Below are 13463 nucleotides of genomic sequence, written 5' to 3' on the forward strand. Positions count from 1 at the left end.
CATTTATTTTTCTTATGGATGATTTAAAATAAGTAAATAAATAAATTAGTATATATATGTCAATACTAATTGTATAAATTAAGATAAAACCTATATCCTATAACATTAATGTGGTAGTATATAGATATAAAGTAATAATATATAGTAAATTGTATAATGGAGGTAAGTATTATATGGGAATTAAACAAATGTTATCAAGTTTTATGAAAGAACCTGCATATAAACCAATGGATATTGATGAATTAGTTGCTGTATTTGATATAAAGAGAAATGAATATAATGCATTTAAAAAGACATTAAAAATGATGGAGAATGAAGGATATATAACAAGGAATAAAAAAAATAAATATATGATAGATCAAGAAGGAAATGAAGAAGAAGGCTTAATTGTAGGAACACTTCAAGCGCATGTAAAAGGGTTTGGTTTTCTTATTCCAGAAGAAGAAGGACAAAAAGATGTATTCCTTCCAAGCAACAGCTTAAATGGAGCAATGAATGGTGACAAAATAGCTGTTAAAGTTACAAGAGAAGATACAAACACTAAAAAAAGGGAAGGAGAAGTAGTTGAAATTATTGAGAGGAATACTACTAAAATAGTTGGGGTGTATGAAGACTCACAGAACTTTGGTTTTGTTGTTTCTGAGGATCCTAGAATATCTAAAGATATATTTATTTCCAAAAAAGATAGAAATGGAGCTAAAGATGGCGATGTAGTTACTGTTAAGATAACCAAATGGCCAGAAGGAAATAGAAAGGCAGAAGGTGTTGTTACAGAAGTTTTAGGTAGAAAAGGTGATAGAGGAATTGACATCTTAATGATCATCAAAAAACTTGGACTTCCAGAAGAATTTAGTGAAAAAGTATTGAAGTTTGCTGAAGGTGTATCAGAAGAAATTGATGAGCAAGAATACAAAGGAAGACGAGATTTAAGAGATTTAAGAATGGTTACAATCGATGGAGAGGATGCAAAGGATTTAGATGACGCTGTTTCTATTGAAAAATTGGGTAATGGGAATTATAAATTAGGAGTTCACATTGCTGATGTAACTCATTATGTAAGAGAAAATAATCCTTTGGATAAAGAAGCATTAAAAAGAGCCACTTCAGTATATCTAATAGATAGAGTTGTACCAATGTTACCTAGAAAATTATCTAATGGAATATGCTCTTTAAATCCAAGAGTAGATAGATTAACCCTAACATGCTTCATGGAAATAGATCGAAAAGGAAATGTTGTAAATCATGAAATAGTAGAATCTGTAATAAAGACTGATGAAAGAATGACTTATACAGATGTTACAAAGATTTTAAGAGATCATGATGAAGAGTTGATTAAGAGATATGATTATCTTTATGAAGATTTTAAAATGATGGAAGAACTTTGTAATATCTTGAGAAAGAAGAGAACAAGAAGAGGAGCAATTGATTTCGAAATAGCTGAAGCTAAGATAACTTTAAACGAACTTGGGAAACCAATAGAAATCAAACCTTATGAACGTGAAATAGCTAATAGAATGATAGAGGAATTCATGTTAGCGGCTAATGAAACAGTAGCGGAGCATATGTTTGGAACTCACTTACCATTTGTATATAGAATACATGAGAGTCCAGATGAAGAAAAGTTAGCTAAGTTTAAGGAGTTTATTTATAATTTAGGGTATACTGTTCAATGGACAGAAGAAATACAGCCGAAAAGTTTTCAAGAGATATTGGATAAAGTTAAAGGGAAAAATGAGGAAACAGTTGTAAGTACTTTATTGTTACGTTCAATGATGCAGGCAAGGTATGCTCCGGAATGCAGTGGTCACTTTGGGCTTGCAGCACAGTATTATTGTCACTTTACTTCGCCAATAAGAAGATATCCGGATTTGCAGATTCATAGAATCATAAAAGAATATTTACACAAGGAAATAGATGCAAATAGAATAAATAGGTTGAAAAATATAGTAGGTTATGCATCAAAACAATCATCAGAAATGGAAAGAAAAGCACAAGATGCCGAAAGAGAAGTTGATGATCTTAAGAAAGCTGAATATATGCAAGAGAGGATTGGCCAAGAGTTTGAAGGAATTATATCTTCGGTTACATCTTTTGGAGTCTTCGTTGAACTTCCAAATACAGTTGAAGGCTTAGTTCATATTACTGATTTAGATGATGATTATTATATATTTAATGAATCAAATCTCAGCCTAATTGGTGAGAGAACCAAGAAGTTATATAAACTTGGTGATAAAGTTAAGGTGGAATGTGTTCATGTGGATATTACAAATAGAGAAGTATTCTTTAAAATTACACAAGAACCTAAAAGAGAGGAATCAGAAACATCTTTTGTACCAGAAGAAAACACTCAGGAAGTGAAAAAAGAATTACTTGAGGTATAAATAGACGTTATCTATACAGATGATTAATCAAGTGATACCATAATATATAATACTTACATTAAGGTATCACTATATTTAAGTATTGAAAATAAGTTGCTTTACAAAGATTGGTATAATATAATTTTAATAGAAATATAACCATAGCAGGTGATTATAATGGCAAGAAAAAGAAATGAAAATTCATTAGCGGAAAATAGAAAAGCAAGACATGATTATTTTGTAGAAGAAGCAATGGAGGCTGGATTAGTTCTAGTTGGAACTGAAGTAAAGTCAATAAGAAATGGGAGAGTCAATCTTAAGGATTGCTATGCCGATATATATAATGGTGAAATATTTATAAAAAATATGCATATTTCTCCTTATGAACAAGGAAATATATTTAACGTAGATCCATTAAGAGAAAGAAAGTTACTCCTTCACAGAGATCAAATAAGAAGACTTGATGGTTTAGTATCTCAAGACGGATATACGTTAGTACCACTATCATTATATCTAAAAGAGGGTAAAGTTAAGGTTGCACTTGGGGTATGCAGAGGTAAGAAGAATTATGATAAAAGAGACTCTATGCTAGAAAAAGCTCATAAGAGAGATATGGATAGGGCGATAAAAGAAAGAAGTAAATATTAATAAATTAAGCTACCAAAAATATAGATGAAATATTTTTGGTAGCTTTTTAATTAGTCTAAATTTAATAATATTATATAATTTATTTTTAATGAAAATTCAAATTTGATAAATAATAAACATATAGTATTACAAAATTCAATGGTATATAATTTGACTTCAGGTAATATATGTAAAATGAGTTGTAATTAGGGGAGGGTAATTGTTTTGAAAAAAATATTTAAAATTAAAAAGATTGTATCAATTTTGACAAGTTTATTTTTCACAATCACTTTATTTACAGGGGTCTCCGTAAAAGGTTATGCAACAGAAAATGATAAAACTTTTGATGTTGTTGAAATAACTGATTTTCATGGAGCATTAAATGACGCATCAGGAAAGCCTGTTGCAGGAGTCTTAGCAGATAGAATAAATAAAATAAAAACTTCTAATCCAGATAGAACTCTAATTTTAGGCGGTGGAGATTTATATCAGGGATCTGCAATTTCAAATATTATGAAAGGGGTTCCAGTTCAAGAAGTTATGTCAAAAATAGGTCTGGAAGTGACAACCCTTGGAAATCATGAATTTGATTGGGGACTAGATACACTTTTAAATGAAACTATGAAGGGAGCATCATACTCAATAATTTGTAGCAATCTTTATAGTAAGTCAACAGGAAAAAGGATATTTGATCCTTATAAAATCGTTACTAAGGATGGAATAAAGATTGCAGTAATAGGAGGAATAACTCCAGAAACATCAACAATTGTATCACCTAAGTATGTGAAAGATTATGAATTTAAAGATTTAGCAAATGAAGTTAATTCCATAGCAGGAGAATTGAAGCAGAATAATTCTGCAGACATAATATTAGCATTAATACATGAAGGAGATAACGGAGATAATGCAACTGGAGCTATATTTAACATAGCAGACAAACTTAAAAATATAGATGCGGTTTTTGGTGGCCACAGCCATACTAAAACTTCAGCAATTGCTAAAGTCACAAATATTCCAGTTTTTATTGGAAATTCTGCAGGTAAAGGATTTATAGATGCTAAGTTTAAGATAACTGGTGATAAAAAAGTGAAGTTTGATACGCCAACAATAGAATCTTCTTATATAGCATTGGATAATGATAAGGGATATAAAGCCGAAAATCCAGAAACAGATAGATATATTAATGAGATGGTGGATAATGCTAATAATGAAATAAAATCAACTACTAATGAGGTTATCGGGTACAATAATGAAAAAGAACTTACAAGAAAAATAAATATTTCTCCATATGGTTCATCGGTCTTGGGAAATTGGGCTACAGATGTCACAAGAAATGCAGTTAACGCAGATGTAGGAATTCAAAATAATGGAGGGCTAAGAATAGATATACCACAAGGTGATATGACAGTAGGTACTATGTGGCAATTTATGCCTTTTGATAACACCATTTACAAACTAAGTATGACAAAAGCTCAATTAAAAGAAGCTTTAGAACAAGGAGTTGCAGATAATAGCAAGGGAATGCAAGTATCAGGAATTAAGTTTACCTATAACTCAAATCTTCCATCTGGAGAAAGAATTAAGGATATAACAAGAGAAGATGGAAGCGCAATTAAGGATTCTGAAAACTTATCTGTAGCATTGCCGGACTTTGTTGCTCAGGGTGGAGATTCATTTACAGCATTTAAAAAATATGGTGGATTAAATGTAGCTAATGATACTCATATTTTAGTAAGAGATGCATTTATTGATTGGTGCAAAGATAATAAAGATAAGAATGGCAAAAATACAATTCCTAACAAGGAAATAGAAAGAATGATAAACTTATCGAGTTCAATAATATTATTAGCAACAACTGATGTACATGGAACAGTATTAGATTATGATTACGCAATGGGAAAGGCAACGGAGAAAGGTCAAGGGCTAGCAAGAGTCTCAACATATGTTAAAAATGTTAGACAAAATAATAAAAATGTTATGTTAATTGACAATGGAGATACTATTCAAGGAACGCCTTTATCGTATTATTATGATGTAATGGATAAAAATTTAGAGTATCCTATGGCGAAAGTAATGGGGGCTATGAAATATGATTCATGGACTTTAGGTAACCATGAATTTAATTATGGTTTAGAGGTATTAAATAGAGTTATTAAGGATTACCAAAGTGAAGGAATATCAGTCCTTGCTGCTAATGTATATAAAGGAGATAATTCAAATTTTGTTCAACCTTATATTATAAAAAGCTTCAATGTAAATGGTAAAGAAGTTAAGCTTGCAGTAATAGGTTTAGAAAATAAATGTGTACCAAGTTGGGAAGACAAATCGCACTATGAAGGGCTTGAGTTTAATGATCTTGTAGATGAAGCAAAAAAATGGGTTAAAGAGGTTAAGGCTAAAGGGGCAGATATTGTTGTAGTTTCAGCTCATAGTGGGGAAGAAACAGAAGCAGATGTTTTGCCAGAAAATCAGATTAACGAAATTGCAACGCAAGTAAGCGGAATTGATGCAATTGTTGCAGGTCATACTCATCTAAAAGTCAATGACTTAACTAAGAAAAATCCAGAAGGAAAAGTCGTGCCAATAGTGGAATCAACAAAAGGAGCAACAGGGATTGCTCAATTTGAAATGAATATTGATTCAAATGGAAAACTTTCAGGGATTTCAACTAAGAATGTTGTTATTGATAAGAATATAGGAGAGGATTCTGAGATAGTAACTCTAATTAAACCATATCAAGATGCAACTTTGAAGTATGTAGATACAAAAATAGGAACTTCAAGTGGAGAGTTCACTGGGCAAGGACAAACAAATCAGCCTACAGCAATTATGGAGCTAATTAATAAGGTTCAAAAAGAATCTGCTGGAACTAAGCTTTCAATTGCTGCACCTTTAAGTTCATCAGCATTCATACCAAAAGGCGATATTACAATAAAAGATATGATGGCGGTTTATACATTTGAGAATTTCTTATATGGTATAAAGATGAATGGTAAGCAGCTTAAAGATTGGATGGAGTATTCTGTTAGATATTATGCTCAAACTAATAGCAGTAATCATGTAGTTGCTAAGGACTCGGCATTAAACATTCCAGATTATAATTTAGATCAACTATATGGAGCAACCTATGATATAGATTTAACAGAGCCTTCATGTATAGTGGATAAAACAACTGGAAGAGTAATTTCTGGAAATAGAATAAAAAATTTAAAAGTAAATGATGTGGCAGTAAAAGATAGTGATGAATTTACTGTTGCCATAAACAATTATAGATATAATGGTGGCGGCGGTTTTATGAAAGCAGCTGGATTGAGTAATACTGATGCAAGTATTGTAAATTATGATTCGGGTAAAGTTCTTGGAGATGACGGTCAAGTGAGAAGCTTGATGACAAATTATATTAAAGAACATGGACAAATATCTCCACAATGCTCAAATAACTGGAATATTACAACAAATGGTTCTACTCAGAAAAAAGCAGCTTAATTATCTTATTGATAATAAAACTATAATATTATTTTAAAATTTATATGTAAATATTAAAAAGTTCTTGCAATATGTTAATCTACTATATATAATGATAGTAATCCGAGCATAATACTTTGGATTAAATGGATTCAATGGTTATTATTTAGAGATTGACAAATGAAAAAAAAATTTATATAATCATTTCAGTAACTAAATTAAATAATCTGATATCTTATCAAGAGTGGTGGAGGGACTGGCCCTGAGAAACCCGGCAACCTAAATATTGTATAAAAGTCGATATTTATATGGTGCTAATTCCAGCAGCATTAGCTGATAGATGAGAGGATAAATTTGAATGGTGTTTTATGCGCTAGAGATTTATTCTCTGGCGCTTTTGTTTTGAGGTATTAATTAAATAATCTGAAAAGTTACTTAAATTACTACCTTAGTTATCCGGAAACTAACAAAACAAAGTCAAAGGAGGAAAATGTGTTTTGATAGAAATTAGAAATGTAGTCAAGAATTTTGGGGAAACACAAGTTATAAAAGACGTATCAATAAGTATTAAAGAGGGCGAAATTTATGGAATAATAGGACATAGTGGGGCAGGAAAATCGACATTACTTAGATGCATAAATGGACTTGAAACTTATGATGGAGGATCAGTAAAAGTAATGGGGAAAGAGGTTTCTTCATTAGCAGGGACTAGCCTTAGAGAATTTAGAAAAGATTTGGGGATGATTTTTCAAAATTTCAACCTTATGCAAAGAAAGAATGTTTTTGATAATGTAGCACTTCCACTTGAAGTGTGGGGATATAGTAAAAATGAAATTCAAAACAAAGTACTAAGATTATTAGATTTAGTTGGATTAAAAGATAAAAAATTAAGCAAACCATCAGAACTTAGTGGTGGTCAGAAGCAAAGAGTAGCAATAGCAAGAGCATTAGCACTAGATCCTAAAGTATTGCTTTGTGATGAAGCAACGTCAGCATTAGATCCTAAAATTACAAAAGATATTTTAGCGTTACTTTCTAAAATTAATAAAGAATTGGGAATAACAATAGTAATAGTTACTCATCAAATGGAAGTAATAAAAGAAGTATGCGAAAAGGTTGCGTTAATTGATGGAGGAAAGATAGAGGCTGAAGGAAAATCAGAGGACCTGTTCTTAAAACCAGGAAAATCTTTAAGAAAATTCTTAGGTGAAGAAGATGAAAATGGAATATTGCCAGAAGATGGAGTTAATATTAAGTTGTTCTTCCCAAGTGATTCTTCTGAAAATGCTCTTATTACAAAAATGGCTAGGGATTTAGAAATAGATTTTTCTATAGTTTGGGGAAAACTTGAAAAATTTAGAAGTGAAATATTAGGTGGGCTTGTAATAAATATTAAAGAGGAAGATAAAGATAAGGTTATAAAATATCTTGAAAATAAAGATATTTTATTGGAGGTGATTGAATAATGAATGAGGTAATAGTAAAAGCTTTAATAGAGACATTAGAAATGGTTTTTGCGTCAACTATTGGTTCACTTATTTTAGGATTTATACCTGCAATAATATTAACAGTTACTGCGAAGGATGGATTAAAACCAAATAAAGTTATTTATACTATTCTAGATTTAATTATTAATGTATTAAGAAGTTTTCCGGTTATTATATTGATGGTAGCAATTATACCTTTAACTAGATTCATTGCTGGTAAATCTATAGGTACAGAAGCGGCGATAGTTCCACTTACAATTGCAGCAGCTCCTTTTGTAGCAAGAATTATAGAATCATCATTAAGAGAAGTTGATAAGGGAATAATTGAAGCGGCAAAATCTTTTGGAGCATCAAATACTCAGATTATATTTAAGGTTATGCTTAAAGAGGCCATTCCTTCAATAGCATCAGGGATCACGCTTACAATAATAAGTATTGTTGGATATTCTGCTATGGCAGGAACCATTGGAGGAGGAGGTCTTGGTCAAGTAGCTATAAGTTATGGATACCAAAGATTCCAAACAGATTATATGGTAGTAACATGTATTGTTTTAATTATAGTAGTACAAGGACTACAAGTTCTAGGAAATTATTTTTACAATAAATTATCAAAATAGGGGGAAAAAATATGAAAAAGAAATCAATTTTATCAGTAGTTTTAGCAGGAGTAGTAGCATTTGGATTAGTAGGATGTGGGGGCACAGCTACTTCAGGAAGTAAAGATTCAAAAAATGATAAGGTAATAAAAATTGGTGTAACACCAAAACCACATAAAGAAATAGTGGATATAGCTAAGCCGTTACTTGAAAAAGAAGGGTATACTGTAGAAATAACAGAATTTAATGATTATGTTCAACCAAATACTGCAGTATCTGAAGGATCATTAGATGCAAACTTCTTCCAACACATGCCTTATTTAAAAGAACAAAATGAATCAAAAGGCTTTAAGTTAGTATCTGTAGGTGCTGTACATTTAGAACCAATGGGATTATATTCTCATAAGGTTAAGAGTTTAGATGAACTTAAGAGCGGGGCAACAATTGCTGTTCCTAATGATCCATCAAATGAAGCTAGAGCACTAAAGTTATTAGCAGGAAAAGGATTAATAAAAATTAAAGATGGTGAATTAGTTACACCAAAGGATATCACAGAAAATCCTAAAAACTTAAAGTTCAATGAATTAGAAGCAGCAGCAGTTCCAAGAGCTATAGATGATGTTGATGCAGCTGTAATAAACGGAAATTATGCAATTGAAGCTAAATTCAATCCAGCAAATGATGCAATTATTATTGAAGATAAAAATTCAGAAGCTGCTAAGCCTTATGCAAACATAGTTGTTGTAAAAGAAGGTAACGAAAATCAAGAAAAAATTAAAGCTTTAGTAAAGGCAATGACTTCACCAGAAGTTAAGGCATTTATAGAAAAAGAATACAATGGATCAGTAATTCCAGTATTCTAAGATAGAATAGTAATAGCTACTTAAATTGCCTAGAGATATTCTATAAATAGAGAGAGCATACATGTTGTGTAGAATTAGGATAATTCCGAATATGCAAACATATATGCCTCTCTTTTTTAGTGTGATAATATTAATAATATCCTCAAAGCCTGCCTTTAATAATTGATTGGAATATTGTATACTTTTAAGTATGTTTAGGAAAAATTAACCTAAAATTAATAAAGAGATTATTAAAGGGGGATGATGTATGGATATATCGGGGGTTAAGGTTAAACTATTAGGGAGTGATATATTAAGTATCATAAATGAATTTATTAAGATTGAAGGCCTGAGTATAAAAAATGTATCTATAGATGATGGAATAATATTGGAAGGAAACTTAAAAAAGGGATTAAACATAGAATTTTTTGTTAAGATTCAATTAATAGAATGTATAAATAATAAAATCGTTGCTAGAATAGTTAAAGTGAAGATTCTAAACTTAGGTATGTTTAGGATATTAAGAAGTTTTGCATTAAATCAACTATCTAAAATGTTTAAAAAATATGGAATAAGCAATGATAAAGATAAAGTAATAATTGATATAAATACAATACTTAAGGATATATCCTTTGTTGATTTAAATATAAATGAAATATATATGAAAAAATCAGAAGTATGGGTAGAAGCTAGTAGCATTAGAATTTCATTAGCGGGAAATTTAATAAAGAGTATTGAAACGAAAGAAACTTTAGAAAATGAAGAAGAAAACCTATCAGAATTAGAAAGTGTTAATAAAGTGCATGATAATTATTCAGAGGGAAGAAAGATCTTAGAGAATAAGTTGCCGGAAAAATCTAAAAAGTATAAAGAGTATATTTTTATGTTACCTGATATAGCTTCTTTAGTTTATAGGTTACTTAAGGATAAAAGAGTACCTATAAAAACCAAACTGGTTATGTCAATAGCAATTACATATATTACAGTACCAATCAATATAATACCCAATAATATACCTTTTATAGGAGTAATTGATGATGTAGGAGTTGCATTTTTTGCAGTGAATAAAATTATTAAAGATGTTCCATTACCAATAATTGTGGAGAATTGGCAGGGAGAAAATGATTTACTTTTGGTATTAAAAAAAGGAATTGAGTATTTAATTAATTTCACAGGGGCAAAGAATGTTGAAAAGTTATATGGAGTGATAGAGGATTTATCGACTTTATAAAATAAGAGTTTATATTTTATAGAATAAAAAAGTGAAATGCAGTTAAAGGAGAAAGTATAAAATTTATGGCAAAGAAAATTTATGCAATACAATCGGGATTTGATTTTAATAATAATAGAAGTATAGAAAATATTATGGTAGATACATGGGCAGAGTGCTTGACTTATGTAAAAGGTGTTAAAGGTGCTAAATATAAGAGTTTTGAAAGTATAGATGAGGCTAAAGCTTACTTAAATGAGGGTAACAGAATGTTAAAGAAAAGTGATGAGAAATATCCTAAGGACTGTATTCATGCTTATGTTGATGGTAGTTATAATTCTTCTGATGGAAGATACTCTTATGGCGTAGTTTGTGTTAACAACAATGTGGTAGAGTATATAGAGAGTAATGCTGAGAAAAATTTATCAGGAGGAAGAGACATAAGACAAATAGCAGGTGAATTAAAGGGTGCTGTTAAAGCTGTTGAGTATGCTATAGAGAATGGACAAAAAAAGATTGTTGTATTTCATGATTATGAAGGCATAGCTCATCATGCAACTGGAGCATGGGGGAGAAAAGAAGAGTCATCTATTGAGTATTATAATAAGATGCAGGAGCTAATGAAATCTGGAATTGAAATTATTTTTGTAAAAGTTGACAGTCATACGGGGGATTTATTTAATGAGCTTGTAGATGAAAAATGTAAAGAATGTTTAGGAATAAATTCGGATAAAGTTATCGAAAAATGGTTAAGTAAAAATACAATAAGGGTTTCTAATAATGATGTGAAATCTAAAATTTTAAGTTTAGCACCTAATTTTGCTGAGAATATAATTTTAAGCGATGAAAATTCTGACGCTAGCATAAATAATACAGTAATTAAAGAACATGAACTTACTAATACTATTAAGTTTGAGGAGATTATAAGTTTATATAGAAGCAACTATAAAGAGGGCAAAAAAATTATCTCCAAATTATTAAGTAAAGAAAAAGAAGAGTTTATTTTATACTTGTTAGATAATATAAATTAGAATAAATAGAAAAAATTAACTTGGATAACTTTTTAATTAATACATAACCTATTTGTATAAAATTAAATAAATATTAAAGAGGTGTTATTGATTATGGAAAGATTTTCAAAGGGAATGGTAGCAGGAATTTTAGTAGGAGTAGCTGTTGAAATGGCTATGATGCCACACTATAACAGAAGGACTCAAAGAACAATGAAAAGAGCTGGAAGAAGAATGAAAGATGTGGCTGAGTCTACTTATCATGGAATTCAAGATTGGATGAGATAATGATTTGAGTCGCCTATAAAAATATCAACATAAATGATATTATTTTAAATAAAAAGGTATGAGTAAATTTCATGCCTTTTTATTTTTGTTTATTTTCTTTATAATTTTATCCATAAAAATGGATAATAAAATTAAATTATATAATATTTGGGGTAGATTTATATTTTTATGCAGTTTTTTATGAATTTATGTTATAATTAAGAAAATTATATTAAATGAATTAAATAATTTGTTGAATAGAAAAGGATTGAAAAGATGGAAATTCTATCATTAGGAGAAAAAATAAAAAGAAGAAGAAAGCAACTAAATATGACCTTAAAGGATTTGGCTAGAGACAGAATAACTCCGGGACAAATAAGTTTAGTTGAATCGGGACGTTCAAATCCATCAGTAGATTTGTTAGAATATTTAGCAGAGGCATTAAACACAACTGTCGAATATTTGATGGAATCAGAGGAAAGTCAAGCAGAAAAAATAAGTCTTTATTATGAGCAGGTAGGAGAATCGTGTATCTTTCAGGGAGATTATGAAAAAGGTCAAAGATATATAGATAATGCATTATATTATTGTGACAAATATAACCTAGAATATAGAAAAGCAATGATATATTTCATAACAGCGAAATCATATATGTATAAAAAAGATTTCCCTATGGCTCAAAAGTTTTTTTTATCAGCCAACGTAATCTTCGTAAAGAATACCAATCATGAACAAATAATAAAAACTTTTCTAAATTTAGCCAACATAGCTTTGGAATTGAAGGCGTATCATTCTTCAAGCAGCTACTTAAAACAAGCTGAAAAAGTTTATTTAGATAATAAAATTGTAGATGAATTTTTAATGGGTGAGATTCATTATAATATGGCTAGAACATATTATGATATTGAAGAATTGGATTTAGCACTACAGTACTCGTATTCAGCTAAAAAAAGATTTGAACAGATATACAATGATGAAGATTATGCGAAAAATCTATTCTCTCTTGCCGAAGATTTTAATAAAAAAGGTGATTTATTAAATGCTATAAAATACTCAAAGAAAACATTAGAAGTTTATAAAAAGATACAATATAACAGGAGCATAGTTAATATAGAGCATAATTTAGGTAAGTTATTCTATGAATTGGGGGATTTAGATGAATCACTCAAGCATTATGAGATATCTAAGAATGTTAGTGTACAAAATCGTGTTGGGTGTTTAAATGATATATTACTTGATATTTGTAAAAATTATTTAAAACTAAAAAATACTGAACAGTGTGGTAAAATACTAAAAAATATTGAAAATAGTATTGGCGAAAACGATATTGATAGAAGAATTGAATGTAAACTTATTAAATATACAATGTTTAATATTGATGATAAGTTAGAACAAGCCGAAAGTGTATTAATTGATACATATGTACTAGCCAAGAATAGTGGAAGACTAATAAAAGCAGCAGAATTAGCCATGAGGGTTGGAAAATATTTCATGGATAAAAAGGAAGAGGAAGAAGCTTCTTATTATTTGAATCAAGGAATAAAGTTATATAACAAGGCAGAAAATTTTAAAAACTAAAAAATGAGTAAATGGGTGATA

At 29.8% G+C, this 13463-nt stretch carries 10 protein-coding genes and 1 riboswitch; all 10 genes read left to right on the plus strand.

Annotated features, from left to right (window positions below; genetic code table 11):
- Positions 1 to 173 precede the first annotated feature (173 nt).
- The 10 genes from rnr to D2A34_RS23640 all read left to right on the plus strand — a co-directional run bounded on the left by rnr (position 174) and on the right by D2A34_RS23640 (position 13442).
- The gene (gene rnr, locus D2A34_RS23595) at positions 174 to 2381 is read left to right on the plus strand and encodes a ribonuclease R (RefSeq protein WP_119368102.1); all 2208 of its coding nucleotides are present in this window, start codon (positions 174 to 176) and stop codon (positions 2379 to 2381) included.
- A gap of 156 nt (positions 2382 to 2537) precedes the next feature.
- On the plus strand, positions 2538 to 3008 hold the full coding sequence (gene smpB / locus D2A34_RS23600; protein WP_079439947.1) for an SsrA-binding protein SmpB: 471 nt from the start codon (positions 2538 to 2540) through the stop codon (positions 3006 to 3008).
- A 204-nt stretch (positions 3009 to 3212) separates the two neighbouring features.
- Positions 3213 to 6473 (plus strand): bifunctional metallophosphatase/5'-nucleotidase, encoded by a 3261-nt coding sequence (locus D2A34_RS23605; protein WP_119368103.1) that lies wholly within the window; start codon positions 3213 to 3215, stop codon positions 6471 to 6473.
- 211 nt (positions 6474 to 6684) lie between these two features.
- Positions 6685 to 6799: riboswitch (SAM riboswitch) on the plus strand.
- A gap of 150 nt (positions 6800 to 6949) precedes the next feature.
- Entirely contained in the window at positions 6950 to 7918 is a 969-nt protein-coding gene (locus tag D2A34_RS23610) for a methionine ABC transporter ATP-binding protein (protein ID WP_079439945.1), read from the plus strand.
- Positions 7918 to 8556 carry a methionine ABC transporter permease gene (locus tag D2A34_RS23615; protein WP_079439944.1) on the plus strand — a complete coding sequence of 213 codons (639 nt, stop codon included), beginning with the start codon at positions 7918 to 7920 and terminating at the stop codon, positions 8554 to 8556. The genes D2A34_RS23610 and D2A34_RS23615 overlap by 1 nt, the downstream gene beginning before the upstream one ends.
- A gap of 11 nt (positions 8557 to 8567) precedes the next feature.
- Positions 8568 to 9398, plus strand: coding sequence for a MetQ/NlpA family ABC transporter substrate-binding protein (locus D2A34_RS23620; RefSeq protein ID WP_079439943.1), 831 nt, complete (start codon positions 8568 to 8570; stop codon positions 9396 to 9398).
- Between the two features lie 247 nt (positions 9399 to 9645).
- Entirely contained in the window at positions 9646 to 10608 is a 963-nt protein-coding gene (locus D2A34_RS23625) for a YkvA family protein (RefSeq protein ID WP_079439942.1), read from the plus strand.
- A 65-nt stretch (positions 10609 to 10673) separates the two neighbouring features.
- On the plus strand, positions 10674 to 11618 hold the full coding sequence (locus D2A34_RS23630; RefSeq protein ID WP_079439941.1) for a ribonuclease H1 domain-containing protein: 945 nt from the start codon (positions 10674 to 10676) through the stop codon (positions 11616 to 11618).
- Between the two features lie 93 nt (positions 11619 to 11711).
- On the plus strand, positions 11712 to 11885 hold the full coding sequence (locus tag D2A34_RS23635) for a YtxH domain-containing protein (protein ID WP_119368104.1): 174 nt from the start codon (positions 11712 to 11714) through the stop codon (positions 11883 to 11885).
- A gap of 255 nt (positions 11886 to 12140) precedes the next feature.
- Positions 12141 to 13442 (plus strand): helix-turn-helix transcriptional regulator, encoded by a 1302-nt coding sequence (locus tag D2A34_RS23640; RefSeq protein ID WP_079439940.1) that lies wholly within the window; start codon positions 12141 to 12143, stop codon positions 13440 to 13442.
- The last annotated feature ends 21 nt before the right edge of the window (positions 13443 to 13463 follow it).

This window comes from Clostridium chromiireducens, from assembly GCF_003575225.1.
Classification (GTDB): domain Bacteria; phylum Bacillota; class Clostridia; order Clostridiales; family Clostridiaceae; genus Clostridium; species Clostridium chromiireducens.